Source organism: Bacillus sp. FSL L8-0528 (genome assembly GCF_038593085.1).
GTDB lineage: Bacteria > Bacillota > Bacilli > Bacillales > Bacillaceae > Bacillus > Bacillus paralicheniformis.
Map to the genome: position 1 here is coordinate 2,519,737 of NZ_CP151961.1, position 19,362 is coordinate 2,539,098.

General features: G+C 42.8%; 17 protein-coding genes and 1 other annotated feature. Of the genes, 5 read left to right on the top strand and 12 right to left on the bottom strand.

Annotated features, from left to right (window positions below):
• Positions 1 to 239: 239 nt before the first annotated feature.
• From MHI30_RS12615 to MHI30_RS12630, 4 genes are all read right to left on the bottom strand, one after another.
• A complete protein-coding gene (locus MHI30_RS12615; protein ID WP_075752470.1) occupies positions 240 to 944 on the bottom strand; it encodes a thioesterase domain-containing protein in 705 nt (234 codons plus the stop codon).
• A gap of 46 nt (positions 945 to 990) precedes the next feature.
• Entirely contained in the window at positions 991 to 2,256 is a 1,266-nt protein-coding gene (locus MHI30_RS12620; RefSeq protein ID WP_020452081.1) for an MFS transporter, read from the bottom strand.
• A 459-nt stretch (positions 2,257 to 2,715) separates the two neighbouring features.
• The gene (locus MHI30_RS12625) at positions 2,716 to 3,225 is read right to left on the bottom strand and encodes a DUF3189 family protein (RefSeq protein WP_041817455.1); all 510 of its coding nucleotides are present in this window, start codon (positions 3,223 to 3,225) and stop codon (positions 2,716 to 2,718) included.
• Between the two features lie 53 nt (positions 3,226 to 3,278).
• Complete coding sequence (locus tag MHI30_RS12630; protein WP_080131438.1) at positions 3,279 to 4,001, bottom strand: poly-gamma-glutamate hydrolase family protein; 723 nt, start codon at positions 3,999 to 4,001, stop codon at positions 3,279 to 3,281.
• A 948-nt stretch (positions 4,002 to 4,949) separates the two neighbouring features.
• Here MHI30_RS12630 and MHI30_RS12635 point away from each other — a divergent pair.
• Entirely contained in the window at positions 4,950 to 5,567 is a 618-nt protein-coding gene (locus tag MHI30_RS12635) for a hypothetical protein (RefSeq protein ID WP_050821076.1), read from the top strand.
• Positions 5,568 to 6,582: 1,015 nt separating this feature from the next.
• Here the strand turns inward: MHI30_RS12635 and MHI30_RS12640 are convergent.
• From MHI30_RS12640 to MHI30_RS12650, 3 genes are all read right to left on the bottom strand, one after another.
• Positions 6,583 to 6,723 carry a hypothetical protein gene (locus tag MHI30_RS12640; protein ID WP_154495338.1) on the bottom strand — a complete coding sequence of 47 codons (141 nt, stop codon included), beginning with the start codon at positions 6,721 to 6,723 and terminating at the stop codon, positions 6,583 to 6,585.
• Complete coding sequence (locus MHI30_RS12645; protein WP_048350171.1) at positions 6,720 to 7,826, bottom strand: tetratricopeptide repeat protein; 1,107 nt, start codon at positions 7,824 to 7,826, stop codon at positions 6,720 to 6,722. The genes MHI30_RS12640 and MHI30_RS12645 overlap by 4 nt, the downstream gene beginning before the upstream one ends.
• Before the next feature lie 114 nt (positions 7,827 to 7,940).
• Complete coding sequence (locus tag MHI30_RS12650) at positions 7,941 to 9,200, bottom strand: MFS transporter (RefSeq protein ID WP_075752468.1); 1,260 nt, start codon at positions 9,198 to 9,200, stop codon at positions 7,941 to 7,943.
• Positions 9,201 to 9,549: 349 nt separating this feature from the next.
• Here MHI30_RS12650 and MHI30_RS12655 point away from each other — a divergent pair, with 349 nt between their 5' ends.
• Positions 9,550 to 10,248 (top strand): hypothetical protein, encoded by a 699-nt coding sequence (locus MHI30_RS12655; RefSeq protein ID WP_048350170.1) that lies wholly within the window; start codon positions 9,550 to 9,552, stop codon positions 10,246 to 10,248.
• A 1,033-nt stretch (positions 10,249 to 11,281) separates the two neighbouring features.
• Here the strand turns inward: MHI30_RS12655 and MHI30_RS12660 are convergent.
• Together MHI30_RS12660 and MHI30_RS12665 are read right to left on the bottom strand one after the other, a co-directional pair.
• Positions 11,282 to 12,064, bottom strand: a complete 783-nt coding sequence (locus MHI30_RS12660) for an SDR family oxidoreductase (RefSeq protein ID WP_075752466.1) — start codon at positions 12,062 to 12,064, stop codon at positions 11,282 to 11,284.
• Between the two features lie 9 nt (positions 12,065 to 12,073).
• Positions 12,074 to 13,027, bottom strand: a complete 954-nt coding sequence (locus MHI30_RS12665; protein ID WP_041817457.1) for an MBL fold metallo-hydrolase — start codon at positions 13,025 to 13,027, stop codon at positions 12,074 to 12,076.
• A gap of 145 nt (positions 13,028 to 13,172) precedes the next feature.
• Positions 13,173 to 13,374: a binding site (T-box leader), on the top strand.
• 44 nt (positions 13,375 to 13,418) lie between these two features.
• Here MHI30_RS12665 and proC point away from each other — a divergent pair.
• Positions 13,419 to 14,240 carry a pyrroline-5-carboxylate reductase gene (gene proC / locus MHI30_RS12670; RefSeq protein ID WP_075752464.1) on the top strand — a complete coding sequence of 274 codons (822 nt, stop codon included), beginning with the start codon at positions 13,419 to 13,421 and terminating at the stop codon, positions 14,238 to 14,240.
• Between the two features lie 58 nt (positions 14,241 to 14,298).
• On the opposite strand, the gene MHI30_RS12675 is transcribed toward proC, so the two are convergent.
• On the bottom strand, positions 14,299 to 15,903 hold the full coding sequence (locus MHI30_RS12675) for a M20/M25/M40 family metallo-hydrolase (RefSeq protein ID WP_075752462.1): 1,605 nt from the start codon (positions 15,901 to 15,903) through the stop codon (positions 14,299 to 14,301).
• A 136-nt stretch (positions 15,904 to 16,039) separates the two neighbouring features.
• Between MHI30_RS12675 and namA the strand changes: the two genes are divergently transcribed.
• Both namA and MHI30_RS12685 read left to right on the top strand, forming a co-directional pair.
• Entirely contained in the window at positions 16,040 to 17,110 is a 1,071-nt protein-coding gene (gene namA / locus MHI30_RS12680) for an NADPH dehydrogenase NamA (protein WP_116758571.1), read from the top strand.
• A gap of 120 nt (positions 17,111 to 17,230) precedes the next feature.
• Positions 17,231 to 17,992 carry an alpha/beta hydrolase gene (locus MHI30_RS12685; RefSeq protein ID WP_075752460.1) on the top strand — a complete coding sequence of 254 codons (762 nt, stop codon included), beginning with the start codon at positions 17,231 to 17,233 and terminating at the stop codon, positions 17,990 to 17,992.
• A gap of 35 nt (positions 17,993 to 18,027) precedes the next feature.
• Here the strand turns inward: MHI30_RS12685 and rpmG are convergent, their stop codons facing one another.
• Positions 18,028 to 18,177 (bottom strand): 50S ribosomal protein L33, encoded by a 150-nt coding sequence (rpmG, locus tag MHI30_RS12690; protein WP_003183271.1) that lies wholly within the window; start codon positions 18,175 to 18,177, stop codon positions 18,028 to 18,030.
• 117 nt (positions 18,178 to 18,294) lie between these two features.
• Complete coding sequence (rnz, locus tag MHI30_RS12695; RefSeq protein WP_009327934.1) at positions 18,295 to 19,218, bottom strand: ribonuclease Z; 924 nt, start codon at positions 19,216 to 19,218, stop codon at positions 18,295 to 18,297.
• Between the last annotated feature and the right edge of the window lie 144 nt (positions 19,219 to 19,362).

Consider the following 19,362-nt stretch of genomic DNA (forward strand, 5'->3'; position numbering starts at 1 on the left):
GATTATCAAAAATAATCATTATTTTCCATGGGAATATTGTTTAATAATGGTTAATTTTTTATGAATTGGATATTTTATATTTTACATTGTTTAAACATGTATTTATGAGACAAGATAAACACCAAATAGATCAAAAGATCTAAAAAACACTGTTCCGATTATAATAAAAGTAATTTTTGAAGCGTCCGAAGAAGGAAAAATAGATTAGACCCGGGCTTGAATCTCGCCGAAATCGCAGGTTAAAACGTCCGGCTGGCTGTCAGTGAATGATTGATGATTTCGGTGATCTTTTCAACGTGATGGTGCAAAAAGAAATGATTCCCCTCAAAGTAATAGGCTGTAAAGTGTCCTGAAGTATGATGTTTCCAATCGGATACATCTTCCTTGCTCATGGCGTCTTCTTTTCCGTTGAGAACGGTAATGTCGCAATCTATTTTGCTGTTTCTTTCTTGATAGATATAGTTTTCTACCATTTTAAAGTCGCTTTTGAGAATGGGGATAAACAATTCAAATAGCTCTTCATGATTGATGAGCTCCTCAGGCGTTCCCCCGAGCTCGACAATTTTTTTCTTAAAAATAGGATTGGGCAAGGTATGCAGTTTTTCTGTCTTTCTGATCCTGTTTGGCGCTTTATAGCCCGAGAAAAAAATGTGAACCGGTTTTTCAGCTCCCGCCCCGCTCATTTGATAGTAAAGTTCATATGCCAAAAGGCTTCCCATGCTGTGCCCGAAAAGAGCGTAGTCGTCACCTTTTCGTTCAGCTTGAACCTGCTCAAAAATGTCTTGAACTGCTTCTTCAAGGCTTTCGTAACAAGGCTCGTTGAAACGCCGGCCCCTTCCCTTCAGCTGAATCGGATAAATCTCAATGTCGGGCTGCATATGGCCTTTCCAGGAATAAAATACGGATTCGGATCCGCCGGCGTAAGGCAGGCAAAATAATTTCATTTCTATCATTCCCTTTCGTTGTAGATATTTTTTGGTGAATAAGCCGTTAATCGACAGATACGTCAGCCGTCCGGTTCACCGCTAAAAACTTCGGAAGGATAATCATGTAGAAAACGCCAACAGCAATCAGGCTTCCCCCGACTAGCCAATACAAGCTTTCAAGCGCGATCCATGCCGGGTAAAGCCACGCAATAAACAGAAGGGTCAGCGACTGTGAGAGCATCATAAGCGGATGAATCCACCCCTGTACCCTTCCCATCATTTTCGGATTGACGATGCTTGGTATCCATCCTCCGATGGCAACGTTGATGCTTGGAAGAGAAACCGCGATAAAGCAGGAGCAGACCATATACAGCCACAAACTTTTAACCAGGGAGCCGGAAATCGTGGCACAACCGCAAACAATCAGCGCCAGGATCAAAAGTTGATAAAGCTTCAATTTTTGAGAAAGCAAGGATGCGGCGATGCTTCCCGCCAAAAACCCCGCACCGAAAACAATGCCGAGTACAATCGACATTTCTTCATAGTTTCCAGGTGCAAGCTTGTATTTTAGTATAAACACCTGCATGACCGAGAGCCCCCCATTGACAACTCCGAAAAGGACGAATCCGGACACGAGGGCAAGCAGCAATTTATGGTTGAGAATATAAGTAAAACCAAGTGTGAAATCTTTCCATATACCAGCGATATTCAGCTGTCTAATGGAATGTTTTCCATTTGGCATGCGGACGGCATCGGAGATCCGGCAGGCTTGAATCAAAAGCCCGCTCAGTGCGAAGCTGGCTGCATCAACCATGACGGCTCCTTCAACTCCAAGCGTCCAATAACAAAATACGCCAAGCCCGTTTCCGAACAGCATAAATAAACTGGCTACCATTTGATTCAATCCGACGGCCAGCGAATATTCGTTTTCAGATAATATTCCTTGAATAAGAGAAGTTTGGGCAGGAGTGAAAAAACTTTTAACGGCGTTTCTTAAAAAAAGAACGGCAAATGTAAACGGCATCCATTCAAGATAGAGAGACAGCAGTAATACAATAGATAGTCCCATACAGATCCAGTCGCAGTTTTTGGCGATTTTCTGCCGGTCAAACTTATCCGCGAAAACACCGACGAGAAAAAACACAGCCAATGTAGGCAATGACAGCATCAGCTCGGTCATTGTGGCATATGCAGGCTGATTGGAAAAACGGTCTAGAAGGTAAAACAAGAGTGCAGTGAGTCCGATGATCCCTCCCATTTGTGAGGTAAAGGATGCGAAGAACAGCAGCGCATAATTTTTATTTTGAAAAATAGAAAACATTTTTTTCATAGGCGCCTCCTAATTTGTATTGAGACAGACGGCTCCATTTGTTATTCTGGAAAAATAACATCATTCTAATTTTCCGTCTCTTATCACGTTGATTTTCATTTTTAAAACTACACTTCTATCATTTAAAGTGTCGCAGATTGAATTTCCCAATATAAAATCGCTGCTTCTCATAACGATTGCAGCCGTCTTTTTAACCCCCCGTTTCTTCTTTCAGATAGTATTCTCTAGCAAAGTGGTAGGGAAATCCCCGATCGCTCCCCTTCAAATTTACAAAGAAGTAAATTTATGAAAAGTAATTCTAAGGTTATAGATTCGTCCTATTTCAACAATATCCTCTATCTTATATTCAATTTTTTAGAAAATGTCCTTTTCAAAAAGTAATTACTATATCAAGAAAACAAAAAAACGCTTCCGATATGGAAGCCGAAAGACTCAGCATACCGGAAGCTGTTTAGATGTTCATTTTTTTATGAAATTGTTATCCAGCACTTCGATCACCGAAGAAGTCGTTTTTGAACGGTCTTTTGTTTGCTGTACCAGTTTGATGATGTCTTGGTATGCCTGCTGCGCTCCGAGCACCAGCAAAGGAACCCCGATCGGATCGATTTTCAGCCTCCTTGAAAATAAACCGCCGAATGTCATCGCAATGGGCACAGTCGGAGACGTGTTTGAAAAAATGACTTTTTCCTGCAGTTTTCCGCTTTTTTCAAACAGCTCGAAAACGCCCAGCATGGCTGGAATGACCGCTTTTGATGATCCTCGGCCGATCGTGTACACCTGGTGGCCTTCTTCATCTAGACCGTGAAAAATTAATTTTCCCATTTCCTTCGGACTTAATTGATTAAAACAGTCGGTGCTTAAAATTTCGTTTTTCGTCGGTTTTCTGCTGAATGGGAGCTTTTTCAGATGATAAGCGGCGGCAAGCGCAGATGAATGAGTGCCGCCGTAACAGTTGTATATATAGATCAACATGCTCACCCTCTTAAATGTCTTTAGTTTTAATGTGACCCAAATATACAATCTTATTTATACCGTGTTTCCAAAACTTCTTTAACAGCTGAGACATACGCTTGGAACGTCTCATTTTTAGAACTTGCCCGCGTCCACAGGCCGAACTCCGAAAAAAAAGCCTCTCGTTGAGGCGTGCTGATTTCCAATTGAATGCTTTGACCTGTTTTGCATTGATTATTGATATTTTCGGGATTTCCCCCTGCAAGCCGGTGGCTTGGGCTGACCAGCTCCGCTGAAAAACCTTTGTTCTGCAGCGCTCTGACAATTGCTTTCGCCCCTCCGGTATCCGTTCCCCCCACAAGCGTATGTTCAACGATGTCATGATATCCATGAAAAGCCAGCGTATAGTTGTGCTCTTTGACCGCTTTGACGGCCTGCGGTTCATCAAAATTGTTGCTTGTGATGTGAAGATCCCAGTTTTGCGAGGGTTTGATTCCTTCGAATAAGTAAGTGGAATAATCGGCGCTGAAGGCGCGGACAAGTTCACTGACACCTCCTTCGATTCCTCCGCCGTGCGGCGAAAGAATCAACAGTTCGGTGCCCATGTCTGTATATTCGATTTGATAATCTTCTCCTTCTGTTTCATGTTCGGCAAGCTCGGCAAAATTGGTGTATTTGTCTGCGGATGAAGCGACGCTTTGCAGCGGAAATTGAAAGATGACCGTTAAGTAAATCCCCGTGACTAACCAGATGATGCAACGACTTTTCATCAATGGGTTCCATTCTTCCTGCACCGTTAAGAAACTCCTTTTATCGTGTATTTTGTTGCGAGTATCACGTGATATCATGTTTCGGCCGGGATGAGAGAATCTCAATAAATGGTAAAATATTACTTCTTTTCGTCACCCAGTTGCCATTTTATATAAGAAGAACTGCATAACGAAAGCGACCTTTACCTTATTTTTCATCAGCGGCCGGCACGTGTTCCCGGAAGCACGGAATCTTTCGGCATACAGTATTTTTATATCGATTGCCTCAGACGGGACAGGTGCCTTCAGATCAAGCAAAGCCTATAGAAGGAAGCACAGGTTCGGTGCAGCGGTTTGAAGAGGGACAAAGTCTCCCTGTCTTTATATGATATTTTGAGCCTCTCTGACAGGAGATCATCTAAAAAAATGCAAATAAAAAAGAAACGGACGATTCCGTTTCGAAGGAATTGCAAACTCCCAATTGTCGATCGTTGGTCCGTAAGGTGGATTCACTATTACATGATCAAATGACTCAACTCATTCCATTTCAACTGTATCCCCTTAATAAATAGAAGCATGAGGATAGCAGACCTCTGAAACACGTGCTGCTTCAGCCATTAGCTCTACTCGATGTATTTCGCAGTCAGGAAGAACGTCTAAAAAACTCGTCCTCCCTCGATCCCCATCATTAGGCTTGTAAAGACTGCTACTTCGATTGGCGTGAAAAATTGGCCATTATTCATCCTGAACGTGTAAGCCCACCGAAACTAGAGCACTATTTAATTTTAATCTCTTCTTTAGTACGATTTGTTTTCTCCAGCACTTCTCGAACCTTTTTTATTATCTGCAAAGCGCTTCCGCCCTTTTCTTTCCATTGGATTACTCCCAAACATTTATTCAAATTCCTAATTATGTTAAATCACCTTGAGTTTTAATGGAACGGGAAGTAAAATAAAAAATACAGAAACAGAGGAAGAAAAAAGGAGGGAGAATATGAAGAGATTTAAAGGGCTTATTGGTGTTGGGTTAATAATTTTTGGTTTAATATTTGGAGTCAACACCTACCAATACCAAGCTGCCGGTGATATCATTCTTCGGTTCTTAGGATTGCCAGCTTGGAGCAACAATGCAGAGTCAACAGGTCTCCATTACAGTGCTATTCTTGCGCTTATAATAGTTGTTGTGGGGTTTATTCTGGCTGTTAGCCATTACAAGGAAGTTCCTCGCATCAAATTGAAGCTTGTCTTAGGTTCAATTGCGATTGCTGTTCTTTACCCTTTGCTCACCGAGCAATCAATGTTTATTTTGAAAGCGAACGCAAAAGGTTTAGAAGCTGTTGAGTATATAAAAAACAAAAGCACCTGTGAGTATGAAACAATGGATGACCAGCTAAACATTGATTGTTCTGTAAAGATAAACAACTATGGAAAAAATACAGAAGATGTCTACGTATACCCAAGTAATGATGGAGGATCAGATCTCAAACCAGAGAAGTTGTCCCTGCCGCCTCATTCTCAAAACGTGTATCACATCAGCTTTTATGTATCTGTTGATGAAGGTGAAGCATTTATTGGAGAAGATGGCGAACCTGATATTATTGTTGTGCAATAAGCAAATTAAGCTATTGGAATGGATTTTAGTTAAGCTAAAATAAAGGCTGATCATTAAGCTTCATTTCGACTGGGGCAACAGTTGAGTCTAAAACTTATGTTTTGGCTATCAAAGGTATTACAACTTAAGTTAGCAAGACTACAGGTGCTGGTACACCGTACGGTCAGAGAATTGGTTTATAGATCTTAATACGAGTTATTAGATCTTTTTTTGTTTTAAGTTTTCCAAGCTTGAGGGCTATTCGTATAGTAGATCAATTAAGTTTACTTATATAGTATTCTTAATTGATCTTTCTGAGATAAAGGTAGCCGAATAGAGCGAGGAAGTCTATAGAACCACAGATTCCGCCAAAAAACTGTTCACCATTCTACTTGTTGAAGCAAGTTTAAGCTGGTTGAGACATTAATCTCGTATTACAAGCGAAAATATGGGTCGAGATGGGATAGGAGTTACCGGTTAAGACAAAAAAGAGAGTGGTCAACAACAGTGAATCCTGTAGTTGGAATTAATGTATCCAAAGGGGAAATTCATGTACAGGCCTTTCTAAAAAAAGGAAACCTCTTTGAGTTCTTGGAATCAAATACAAACGTTTATGTGAGCTATTCTTACTGTAACATATTACCTCAAGCATACCATAAGCTTCATCCAAAATTTTTCCCTCAGCGAGATATCGACTAACAGCATCTTTCATCGCCTCGTCTTTCCCGCTAATAAAGCTGCTAATATATTTTGGGCATGCTATCCAAGCGATAACAGCACTTGGGCCTCTTTTCTTAAAACAAACATAGCTTCGATGGTCATAATGTTTCTAAGCTGTCGAGCTAATAAAAATTTTGTTGAATTTAATTTTGATGACATGATCCCTCCCCTTTCTGGCATAATTTAAGCAACATTTAACACAAAAAAAGACCACCCATAACATAATCAAATGGTTAGTCTTTGATACAACCTTTTCAAGAGAAAAAGGCGACCATTTCCCACATAGTGGTGGTCGCCGGTTAAATGAATTGGGAAATCATCCAAATTCAGCTTTACCTGCTATTTGAAAATTAGTTGAAGCGGTTTTACCCAATTGAGTATTACTTGATGTTGTTACAAAAAATGCAGCTGTTAAAAGGATAGTCGATGCAATAACAACGCTGATGGCTTTTTTCATTTTAATTCCTCCAATAGCTTTAATATTTGGTCTCTTGCGTGATGAGCTCTTTCGAAATAGCGGGATGACTTTGCTGTATCGCCTTTGTTTTTGTAATAATGAGCTGCATCCAGACACAGTTCAGAAACATCTGTCCATAAGTTTTGCGACTCAAGGTACTCTAACCCTTTTTCCATAGATAGAGTATCTTTTGTATTGTAGAGACCATCAATAAATATAAATTTCGCTTCGTATTCTTTTTCTCCTTCTTTATTTGCTCTAGAAAATCCTTTTTTGAACCAAATTTGTGCATCGTCCGATTTATGGTCCTTATATAGAACATGAGTTAATTCAAACATTGACTTTATTCCAACAACACCACTTTTAAGGTCTTCGTTGTCTAAAGCTTTGTTGAAAGACTCAGCTGCTTTTGAATATAACTCCATACGCCCGTAGCATAATCCCAAATTAAAATAAGCTAAACTTTCTGAATACTTACTGCCTACTGATTTTGATTTCTTTATTGCGCTTAGATAGTTGGCCTCAGCTTCTTCGTAGTTGAGCATATCGAGTTTATTAGCGGCAAGAACCATTTCGCTATAGATCTCTCTTTCATGATAGAGGCTGTTTGCTCTGAATGATTCCAATGCTTTTTCTGCATGATTAATTGAAAAAATATGCTGATCAATTCTATAATAAGCAACTGCCACCTGGTAATGAAATTCTGCCATTTCCATTTCATCAGGTATCTTATGTAGCATTATTTCAGCCCTTTTATAATAATTGATTGCTTTTATATAATTCTTTTGATAAAACTCATATACTCCGGAAAAGAAATAAAAATAATACTGAATGATGTCATCTGTGTTTTTTTCAAGGTCTTTAAACTTTTTAATATTGCTTAAAATCTCTCCGGATTCATTGAACCTTTCCATTAAAAGCTTATACCTGGATTCAATGAGATTATAATAAAGCAAAACAGTTTGATTTTCTGACATGTTGGGCAACCTATCACTAATCTCTTGATGTAGTTGAGTTGCTTTACTCTTATCTCTCTGTTTTATTGACTTATACCATTCATTCAAATCATTCGCAATTTCTTGATGAGCAATTTGACCAATCAATAGTAACCTCCCCCTATTAAACCACCTTGGAAATATGTAACTTCTTCCATCGTAGCATATTTTCAAAAAATTGAGAATCGAAAATCTATAATTATATAATGTTTTGTATGATTATCATATCTTTAAACTTTGATCCTTTTCAGCAATTAAGTCGGATCGTTGTGCTTTACCAAGCCTAGTGAATGCAAGAATGCAGATCCCTGCAATAATTTCGATTCCCCCCCCTATTGCTATGACCTTCCCTGACCCACATACTGTTGCAGCATATCCACCAATTAAAGCTCCTAATGGAATCATGACATAAGAAATCATATTTATGATCGCATAGACTTGTGGCTGATCTTCATCATCAACAGACATTTGAATGATTGTGTGTTCTGGAACATTAATTGCACTAATTGTAGCCCCTAATGCAAATGCAGCTATGAATACTAACGGCAAAATTGAATTCATTCCAGTTACAAAAAAAGCAGTTCCTTCTACCATGCCAGCAACAACAAACAATAGACCATACCGATTAATTTTCACTTTAGCCAATACAAATCCTAATAAAAATGCACCGGCAGCTGTGGCCACTCTTACAAATGAATGAACGATTGGCCCTCCATTGAGTTCCTCAGAGATATATACTGCTGAAAGTGCTTCCCAAGGAGCTGATGCAAGATTTGAAAACACACAATAAAGAGCTAACGGAAACAGAATATGATGCCTGCGTACAAGTGCGAACCCTCTTTTTAATTTTTTGAAATATCCTCCCCGTGGTTTGTTTTCCTTTCCATTAACCTCATCTTCTTTAGCTTTGTAATTAATAAAAAGAACTAGCAGGGCTGAAAGAATATAAAGCGGAAGGATAATCAACATTGTGTATGCTGCTCCAATCATGGCTATCATAACACCACAAAGTGTTACTGCGGCTAATCTAACAACTTGACCAGATGACTGAATTGTTGCGTTAGCTTTTTGGATATTATCCTCTTTCACAATTTTCGGAATTAAGGAAACAGAAGCTGGATCATATGAAGCTCCAGTTGCAGAATGTATAAGCATTAGCAATATAATAAACCACAAAGGAGAAAAACCATTAAAATAACATATTGGGATGATTAGCATTATTGACGCTCTAGTCAAGTCTGAGAAGAACATCCAGAACTTTAATGTAGATGTTTTCATCAATGGTGTAATGATCGGCCCCAAAATCGCTTGAGGAAGAAAGCTAACAGATATCAAAAAAGCTGTACCAATAGCCCCTTTACCATCTAAAATCAAAAACCACAGAATAGTGCTAAATGCAAAACTGTCTGCGGTTATCTTCACCATTTTGGAGCCGAATAAAAAGGTGAAGTTTTTTTGCCAGAAGCTGTTGCTTTTCTGCATATTTTTGTCCCCCTTACATCAATACCTCAATTTTACAGTTATTCATTTTAATACAATATCCATTTATTTGTCATTAGTCAATCATGGTTTTGATTTGAAGTAATTTCATATATGTCAGATTGCTAGACATTCACCACATATACTGAAATTGGATCAAGACTTTAATACTGACATATTTTCAAAATATTGAGCTTTTATTACCTATTTTCATCAAAAACTGTTTATTTTTGGAGGATTGTTTGTTAACCTTTAGGTAAAGGGGGTGGGTATAGGGGCAAATTAATCAAAAGTATAGGTGATACGGTGTAGGTCATAATCCTTGGAAAAAAGCTTGAGAGGGAGAGGAAAAATGAGGAAATTGATTCTGTTTTTTGTTGCTGTTTTTGCTACAATTGGATTGACAGTGCCAAGTCAAATATCGGCCGCAGAGGTTCACGCCAATGATACAGCGTTTAAATACACTATAGAGGACTATATCAATTACCTGGCCAACTATAGTGAAGAAGATGCCATAAAAGGTGGAGTTTCACCAGAATATGTTTCTTCCGCAGTATTTGATGCACAAAATGTATTAAACCAATTTAAGGCGATGCCTAAAGAAGATCAACAGAAGTTTGTTGACAATCTTACCAAGTTTGACACAAATGCTTTAACTATAAATACAGAAGTAAATGAAGAAGAGGATATTATTGCGAAGCCTCAAGCAAATAAGGCAGTTTCTTACACAGATTCAGTTAAATTTTTTGGAGCACCTGTAACTACATATAGGGTCTCAGTAAACTATAGTGTTACTAAAGGCAAAGTGAAAAAAATTAACTCTAGTAGCGCTTATGTAGTTCGAAACTGGAATCCTGTCGTCAGAACAGAATTAAACCCAGGTGGCAAAAATGCTTGGGTAACAGGTGACAATAAGGCAGCTGTCACAGGAAGCTTCTTTTATCGGATTGGGCCACTTAAAGATTTTGCGGTGCAATTAGGGAATGTGCATCTTAAAGCTGTTGGCGACAAAAATGGAAAGAGGACTTACAAAAAAACCAGGCTTGATTAATCGACGACTGTGAGGTGAAACCAATGTCCAAAAAAGCAAAAACCATCTTGTGGTCTATTCTGGCAGTAATGATTGTATTATTAGCGGTAGGGATAATCGCTTATTATCAAACTGCTGCTGCATAAAATGAATGGCAGAGGTGTTTCCACATCTCTGCTTTTTTGGCTACCTAAAACATGAGTTACTCTCATCTCAAAGATGATTTAGTTTCCTTATCATGTGCAATTTTAAGGCAGCTTTCCAATACATCGCCTCCCCTTCTTTTATGCCCCCTTCCTTGCTCCTAATGTAATATGGATATTTTACAAACATGCCATCACATACAACAACCTCTTGTATTTTGACATTTTCTTTTCTCAAATAATCGTTTATTTTCTTTAGGAAAACAGTTCTTTTAATTTGAGCTGATAATATTCCTCTATTTTCTTGTTGCCACTTGCTTCAGCTTTATAAATTCTTGTTCCATCGCATGGACACAGAGATCAATTATAATTTTTTCATGAAAGGCATTTTCAAGTTCGAAATTGCAGGCTTCAAATTATTTACCTCATTCCGAATATAAGTTCTGTTATACACTATCCAAAATGTTATCAAAAAAATTTACACATAAAAAAAGCCCTTTTAAAAGGACTTCTCTTCGACCTTATGAATCTCCAAAACATATCGACCACAATATGGCTTTTTAACTTCTGGGTGATGCTTCATTAATCCTTGAATAAAAGTAGTCATGTTGTTAATGACAAGGCTAGTTGGTGGGAAGCGATTTGGACAAGAAGATTTTTAATATCTTTAAAATCTCTGACAACTTTATCCGCTGCTTATTCCTTCTTCAATGCCCCTATTGATGCGCCCCATGATTCCACTTTGTTTTTTTCTATTTATAGGGTATAAATAATAATTCTGCTGCTGTTCTGTCAGATTCTCAATTCCAATCTCTTTTGCAATTTCAACAAATTCATCAGGATCAATGACACTTTCTAGCTTTCTTTTTAGTCTAGAAACGGACGATTCCGTTCCTTTCTTCGAGAGACGATCATTTTTTATAGAAAGCGCTCCGGCCTGCTCGTTCAACCAGGGATGGGAAGAGCTGATAGAGTTTGCTGACTCCGTTCATCCAGCCTGGAAGATTAATTTCGCGCTTGTTCGTCATCATTGCCGAGACGACTTTCTTAGCAACCTGATCCGGATCAAGCATCCATCTCTCGACGTTTTTGACATAATCCCCTCTTTTATCGGCCGTCTTGAAAAAATCGGTTTGAATCGGTCCAGGATTGACCGTTGTCACGTTGACCCCTGTCTCGGCAAGCTCCATTCTCAAGCTGTTTGAATATCCGAGCACAGCATGCTTTGTTGCTGCATAAAGGCTTGACTTGGGCGTCGCTAATTTGCCCGCTTGTGAGGCGATGTTGATAATATGGCCTTTGTCTTGCCTGATCATATGCGGAAGTGCCATTTTCGTGCAGGCGATCAGACCGAATACGTTGACCTCAAACATCGCTTTCATATCTTCAAGGGAAGCGTCAAGCGCGCTTTCGAAAATACCGAATCCCGCGTTGTTCACAAGAATATCAACCGGACCGGCTTCTTGGAACGCCGCTTTAATGTCATCCGTCCGGCTGACGTCCAATGCGATGATGCGGCATTTTGCACCGGTTTCATCGGCGATGTTTTGCTTCAAATCCATGAGGCGGTCTCTTCTGCGCGCAGCCAGAATGATCTCGGCTCCTTCCTTGGCGGCATGGTATGCGATCCGTTCGCCAAGTCCTCCTGAAGCCCCTGTAATCATCACGTTTTGCTCTTTCAACTTTTGCTGCATGTTCATCACCTACTTTGCGTAATAGTACTCGATTCCATCGGCCGTTTCTGCTCCGATCCTCCCTTGGGATTCCAAATCGTCAAGCTGCCCAATCGTTTCTGACATCGTTAAGAACAGCTCTTTTTCATAGACTGCAGGGAACAGTTTTTGACATATCTGATAAGGTGAATGCGGTTTTTCAGAAAGGATGCGGTACACCTCTTCGGCTCTGTTTCGCTGCTTTTCCAGCCTTTTGGCGACAAGCTCATTCACTTTTGTGATTTCCTCCCCGTGGCCGGGATAAATAATGTTGAGCGGAAGCTCTCGCAGCCTGCCGAGCGATTTCAAATAGTCCAGCAGCGGAGTCGGGCGCTTTTCTCCTTTTTGCGGCACTTCCAGAAGCGGATTTGAAGAAGACGGCTTTAACAGCAAGTCTCCTCCGAGCATGCTTCCAAGCTCCTCATGATAAAGGACAATATGTGAAGCGGCGTGTCCGGGCGTCTCAAGAACCCTCCACCCTTCAAGCCCGTCAATTTGCGCGCCTTCTGAAACGGTCTCTGTCAATGTCCGATTACAGGAAAACCGGTACGACGCTTTTACCGTAAGCCCCGGCGGCTTCATATCGCCGGGAACGCCGAATCGCTGAAACAGGTATGTAAAAAAGGCCTTTTGTTTTTCAATAAAATCGGGATTTTGGCTGATATACGGTTCATTGAACGGATGGCCGATGATGTTGACCCCTGCGGGGAATTCGTCCAGCAGTCCGGCGTGATCAGCGTGATGATGGGTCAGAACGACCTGGTCGATATCGTTTAATGACAGTCCCTGGCCGGCCAGCTCTTTCTTCAAAACGGCGGCCGCCTCCTTTGTATTGGGCCCGGCATCGATCAGAGTGAGCGCCTCGCCTCTGACCAAATAAATGTTGACGTCTCCGACTGCAAACGGAGTCGGCAATGAAATAGGAATGATTCTTGCGTCTTTCATCGTTTGATTCTCCTCATCCTGCGAATTGATGTTGATCATATTTTACCTTTTTCTCCCGCGCATGTCATTTTTGCTTCAAATGCCTGTTGACATTTCATCATTCCTCATAGCATAATGAACAACAAATATATGCAGGTAAATGAACGAAGACGCAATGAAGAGGAATAGTAAACGAGCAATGGCGAAAGAGAGTGAAATCCACGGCTGAAAGATTTCACAGCCCGCTTGCCTGTTGAACCTGCCCTCTGAGCGCTTAGGCAAACCTAAACGTATCCCGCGTTACGGGGCAAGAGCTGAGCATGTATATGCTAATGAAGGTGGTACCGCGAAACCTTTTCGTCCTTTGTGAAGACGGAAAGGTTTTTTTGTTTTTTAGAAGGAGGAATTCATAATGAAACGAATGGGATTTATCGGAGCCGGTTCGATGGCTGAAGCGATGATTAAGGGGCTTGTCAAAAGCGGTGCGATGGAGCCGGAAGCAATATTCGTCACGAATCAGTCGAATACGGCCAGGCTTCGTGAATTAAGCGAGACATACGGGGTATGCGGAGAAGCCGATACAGCAAAAGTCGCCGCCCGTTCGGATACACTCGTTTTGGCGGTGAAGCCGAAGGACGCGGCGGACGGAATAGCCGCACTCCGCCCCTATTTGCGAAAAGATCAGCTGCTGATTTCCGTCCTTGCAGGCATTCCGATTCACACGATCCAGCACTATGCCGGGCTTGAGCTGCCAGTTGTAAGGGCCATGCCGAATACATCGGCCGCCATTCAAAAATCAGCCACAGCCTTTGCGGCAAGCCCGCTCGTGACGAAAGAGCAGATGCAGGAAGCGGCTGACCTCTTTGCGACAGTCGGAAGCGTTGCAATCGTTGAGGAATCTGCCCTTGATGCGGTGACAGCCTTAGCCGGAAGCGGCCCCGCTTTTGTTTATCGGTTTGTCGAAGCCCTGCAGGCGTCGGCTGCGGAATTGGGGCTTCCTGAAGAAACGGCGAAACAGCTGATTATCGATATGATGTCAGGTGCGGCTCAAATGCTTGAAACCGGCAGAGATCCTTCTGTCATGAGGAAAGAGATCACAAGCGCCGGAGGGACAACGGAAGCAGGCCTTAGGATGCTTGACGACCATCAATTTGAACAGACCGTCATATCCTGCGTCAAAGAAGCGGCGAATCGTTCTGCGGAACTCAGGGATATGTTTGCCGCCAAAATTTAAAAAAGTCGGGAACAGCGTTTTCGCTCGTTCCCGATTTTTCTTCAAGCGGTCCCGTATCTTAGAGAAGCTTGTGTATCGCGAGCCGGAGGATATCTGGCAGCTTTCCAAATGAAAACGGCACATGGAGACGTTCCGTCCATTTGTGAGGATCTTTGCCGGCCGGCCCGATATTGATGACCGGCACAAACAGTGCGTTTTCGCGTCCTTTTGGAAGTGAATAGCCGTGATGAAAAAGCGGCATATTGGATGTGAACGCATCGACTGACTGTTTTTGCAGCTGCAGGTAGCTTAAATCGGACAGGCCGGGGAAATATTGGACTTCTGTAAATTCAATTCCGTGCCTGTCGGCCGCATACTGCTTCACTTCTCTCATCACCTTTCGGATCAGAGGATCGTCCTTTGAAGAAACAGCCGGATAAAACGGCGGACTGTAAAACAGAACGATCATCGGAGCATCTTCTTTGCAGAGTGAAGCCAATTCAGAGACGATTTTCGTTGAAAAGTCGCGGTCTCCAAGCTCCCCCCTGTTCGCAAATGCAAAGTTGAGGATGCGTTCCGCCTCGGGCTTCCCGGCTTTTTCCTGTGCTTTGTTCCACAGCTTCTCAAACGTCAGCACGGAAACGGCCGGGTTAATTGGCATGAAGGCTTCAAACCGCTGATATTCGGCCGTTTTACGTTCGATATTTGTTTGAATATTGGCGGCCGCTTCCCTGGCTGTGTCGAGCAGCATGCGATGGAGCTCGGCGGCGGAACGCTGCATCATCAGTAAATTAAAGAGCGACACCGCTGCGTGAGGAGTCTGAACCGAGTACGCCTCCTTCAAATCTTTTTGCATCAGATTGGCCGGGGGAGGCGTCACCTCTCCGTCCGCTTCTTCGCAATAGTCGACGTTTAATTCGAGCAGCCTGTTGATCTCAGACACCATTAGATTCGCATTCACCCCTGCAAACGGCTCGCCGACATGCGTCTCAACCCCTTTGCAGAAAAATCCGGCAAGCGCTTTGCCGATGCTGCCTGAATAGACGTACAGCTTCGGATCTCCCGGATGTTTTTCAAACATCGGCTCACAATTTAAGCACGATGTATAATGAAGGCCAAATTCCTCTTCCAAAGCTTTCAGTGCGGGTACTGCTTCAAGCATCCCCTGTGAATTGACTTCTTCGTCGGGAACCGTAATTAATAGAAGGTTTCCGTCAAATTCTCCGTTCATCGCCCGTTCCAGCATCGAAAATTGAACAGCAAGACCCGCTTTCATGTCCATGCTTCCCCTTCCAAACAGCCATTCGCCGCTTTCCAAGTCTCTTCTGACCCGTTCGGGCAAAAGTTCTTTTTTATCATTTAATACATCCATGAGTTCCGGGACTTTGCATGCCATATGTTTGAATTCTCCGTAGTCTGCCGTATCGACCACGTCAAAATGGCTCAAGAGGAGCACCGTATTTGATTTCTCTTCCTTTTTGACGAGGGCGGTTAGAAAATAACGCCCGTCTTCCATCGGGTGAAGCTTTAAGTATTCAGGATTCTTTTGAAAGTACGAACGTTCCTTTAATATATCATGCATATACTTCGCAAGCGCCACTTCTCCGGCTGTGCCTGAGATGCTTTCGTATTGAACTAGAGAAATGAGCAGCTGTTTCAGTTCTTCCACTGTCTGCCACTTCATAAAGCAAACCCCCTCTTTCACTGTTTTCCGCAGATGTATGCAAATATCGTATTTAGTAAAAATTAGAATGTGAACAACTTTATTGTACTGAACATTCTTATATATGGAAATGACTTGAGCAGTTTATATGACGAGAATGGACAGAATTGGTATAATCGAGGCGAAAACTTACGGGAGGCGAAAAAATTTGAGTAATCGAAAACTGTTTACACCATGGAGTTTAAAAGGAGTTACACTAAAAAACCGGATTGTCATGTCGCCGATGTGCATGTATTCCTCCCATGAAAAGGATGGAAAAGTGCAGCCGTTCCACATGACCCACTACATCTCCCGCGCCGTCGGACAAGTCGGACTGATCATGGTAGAAGCTACCGCCGTCACCCCAGAGGGAAGAATTTCCGATCAGGATCTCGGTATATGGGATGACGCGCATATTGACGGACTTGCCGCATTAACGTCACAAATCAAGCCGTACGGCAGCAAAACGGCGATTCAGCTGGCGCACGCCGGAAGAAAAGCCGAGGTCGAAGGTACAATCTACGGTCCTTCAGCTCTTCCTTTCGACGAAAATTCGCGAATACCTGTTGAAATGACAAAAGAAGACATAAAAGAAACCGTTCAGGCTTTCAAAAAAGGAGCTGAACGTGCGAAAGCCGCCGGCTTTGACATCATTGAGATTCATGGAGCCCACGGATATTTGATCAACGAATTTTTATCACCGCTTTCCAACAAACGCGAGGATGAATATGGAGGATCACCGGAAAACCGCTACAGGCTGCTTCGCGAAGTCATCGACGCTGTAAAAGAAGTCTGGGACGGACCATTGTTCGTACGCGTTTCGGCTTCAGACTACAAAACAAAAGGCCTTGATGTCGCCGATTATGTCGGTTTCGCCAAATGGATGAAAGAACAGGGCGTTGATTTGATCGATGTCAGCTCCGGTGCCGTCGTGCCTGCCGACATCAACGTCTTCCCGGGCTACCAAGTCGGCTTCGCCGATACAATTCGCGCCCAAGCCGAAATCCAGACAGGTGCAGTCGGGTTGATCACAAGCGGCCTTCAAGCTGAGGAAATCCTCCAAAATGGACGCGCAGATCTCATTTTCGTTGCGCGAGAGCTGCTGAGAGATCCATACTGGCCGAAAACTGCTGCCAAACAGCTGAACACAAAAATTGAAGGGCCTGTTCAGTACGACAGAGCCTGGTAAGTTGCTGATATCCCGCCTCAAGGCGGGATATTTCTTTTTTTCAAACTCGTGAGAAACGAACATCCTTGTTCGTGCGTCTTTCCTAATAGAAACACCATATACAGAGAGAGGATGACCTCTATGACCATAACGGAAAGAATATATACAGTTAAAGGATGCATGTTTTACACAAAGCAGAGAAAAGGAAAAAAGAACGCAACGATTATTTTTGAAGCGGGCTACGGTTTTTCTTCAACGACTTGGCAGCCCATTTTATCCGATATAGACGAAGATCTCGGCTTGTTTGCATACGACCGTGCAGGCCTTGGCAACAGCGGGCCGAGCAGCAGCAAAAGAACAGCGGATCAGATGGTAAAGGAACTGAAAGCGCTGCTTGCAGCAGCAGGCGTCAAACCGCCCTACCTGTTTGTCGCCCATTCGTTCGGCGCCGTCATTGCAAGGTTGTTTGCAAGCCGGTACAGCGATGAAGTCATCGGCATGGTGCTGCTTGATCCCGCTTGTGAAGATCAGGAGGAAAAAGTGCTGCCTCTTCTTCCGGAAACATTAAAAGAAGACTACAGCAAACAGTTTTCGATCGAAGGGTCTCATGAGGACTTTCAACAAAGCCTGGACATTCTGAAGCAGGAAAAGAAACACCTCGGTTCGGTTCCTTTGCTCGTCCTCTCGGCGGGAAAAAGGACGGAGACGGCGAAACAGGCTCATCACGAGTGGCTGAAGCTTCACAGCAGACTGCTGTCTCTTTCGCATCAAAGCGGCTGGATTCAAGCGAAAAACAGCTCGCATTTGATCCATCATGATGAGCCCCACATCGTCCAGCTTGCGATCTATGATGTGTGGTATGCCGCACAGCAGCAAACATACGCCTATCAAGCCGCCAATTAAACAAAAAAACCAGCAGACATTCTGCTGGTTTTTGGTTATTTTGTTTCACGGTGAATCGTGTGCCTTTTCAGACGCGGAGAATATTTTTTCAATTCCAGGCGATCCGGATTTGTACGTTTGTTTTTTGTCGTAATATAATTGCGGTCCCCTGTTTCAGTACACGCCAATGTAATTTTGACTCTCATGTTGTCCTCCTTATCAAAACGTAATGATTACGCTTTATTATACACCATTTTAGAACCGTGTCAACAAAAAAAGCTTCCCGTCCCGCATTGCTGGAACAAAGAAGCTTCGAATGCCAATTAAGTTCTTTTAATCTCATGCTCATAAAAGTCAAAAGCTGCCACGGTATCAGGAAAGATCGCTTTTGCTTCATCGACCAGTTCAAGCACGTTTTCCCCCTGGTATCTTGCACTGATATGGGTTAAAATCAGTTTTTTTGCACAGGCTTCCCGCGCTGTTTCAGCAGCTTGTTCTGAAGTGCTGTGATAATAGTCTCCGGCGAGCTCCCTGTCGCCTTTCGCAAATGTTGCTTCATGGATGAGAACATCGGCTTTTTCGGCAAGCCTCTTCACATTCTCGCATGGCCTCGTATCCCCGGAAAAGGCGACAATCCGCCCTTTTTTTGGCGGTCCGATAAAGTCTGCCCCATGAATCGTCCGGCCGTCTTCCAATGTGACCGTCTCCCCGTTTTTCAGTTTTTGATAAACAGGGCCCGGCGAGACTCCGATCTCTTTCAGTGCTTCAGCGTCAAGGGCGCCCGGAACATCTTTTTCCTGCACGCGGTACCCAAAAGCGGGAATGCCGTGAGATACGCTTCTGGCCGTCACGATAAACTGGTCATCCTCAAAGACTGTCCCTTCTCCAATCTCCTTAATCACAAGCGGATATGTGACATGCGTCCCCGATACGTCAAGCGCCGTTTCAAGAAACGTTTTGATTCCTTGCGGTCCGTATACGGTCAGCGGGCCTTCCCCTCCCTGGAAAGATCGGCTGCTGACAAGACCCGGAAGCCCGTATACATGATCGCCGTGAAGATGGGTAATAAAAATCTTTTCAATTTTTCTAGGTTTGATCGATGTATGTAGAATTTGATGCTGTGTGGCTTCCCCGCAGTCAAACAGCCAAACAGACCGCCTTTCTTCTAAAAGCTTCAATGCAACGGATGTGACATTCCTCGTTTTTGCGGGGATGCCCGCTCCCGTTCCTAAAAATAATAACTCCAATATCCTTTCCTCCTGCTAAAAACTTCATCTATCACAAGCATACAGGAAGTCTTGGAAAAAAGAAACGCCGGCCTCGCGTCGGGCTATGCAACTAAATACCCTGACCGTTTTCAGTAAAGTTTTCATACGATTCGATCTCAAATG

Excerpts from the sequence above, each read along its gene's own strand:
- MHI30_RS12675 (WP_075752462.1), bottom strand. The coding sequence starts at position 15,903 with ATGAAGTGGCAGACAGTGGAAGAACTGAAACAGCTGCTCATTTCTCTA.
- MHI30_RS12635 (WP_050821076.1), top strand. The coding sequence starts at position 4,950 with ATGAAGAGATTTAAAGGGCTTATTGGTGTTGGGTTAATAATTTTTGGT.
- MHI30_RS12660 (WP_075752466.1), bottom strand. The coding sequence starts at position 12,064 with ATGCAGCAAAAGTTGAAAGAGCAAAACGTGATGATTACAGGGGCTTCA.
- MHI30_RS12665 (WP_041817457.1), bottom strand. The coding sequence starts at position 13,027 with ATGAAAGACGCAAGAATCATTCCTATTTCATTGCCGACTCCGTTTGCA.
- MHI30_RS12650 (WP_075752468.1), bottom strand. The coding sequence starts at position 9,200 with ATGCAGAAAAGCAACAGCTTCTGGCAAAAAAACTTCACCTTTTTATTC.
- MHI30_RS12620 (WP_020452081.1), bottom strand. The coding sequence starts at position 2,256 with ATGAAAAAAATGTTTTCTATTTTTCAAAATAAAAATTATGCGCTGCTG.
- namA (WP_116758571.1), top strand. The coding sequence starts at position 16,040 with ATGGACAGAATTGGTATAATCGAGGCGAAAACTTACGGGAGGCGAAAA.
- proC (WP_075752464.1), top strand. The coding sequence starts at position 13,419 with ATGAAACGAATGGGATTTATCGGAGCCGGTTCGATGGCTGAAGCGATG.
- MHI30_RS12655 (WP_048350170.1), top strand. The coding sequence starts at position 9,550 with ATGAGGAAATTGATTCTGTTTTTTGTTGCTGTTTTTGCTACAATTGGA.
- MHI30_RS12685 (WP_075752460.1), top strand. The coding sequence starts at position 17,231 with ATGACCATAACGGAAAGAATATATACAGTTAAAGGATGCATGTTTTAC.
- MHI30_RS12615 (WP_075752470.1), bottom strand. The coding sequence starts at position 944 with ATGAAATTATTTTGCCTGCCTTACGCCGGCGGATCCGAATCCGTATTT.
- rpmG (WP_003183271.1), bottom strand. The coding sequence starts at position 18,177 with ATGAGAGTCAAAATTACATTGGCGTGTACTGAAACAGGGGACCGCAAT.
- MHI30_RS12640 (WP_154495338.1), bottom strand. The coding sequence starts at position 6,723 with ATGAAAAAAGCCATCAGCGTTGTTATTGCATCGACTATCCTTTTAACA.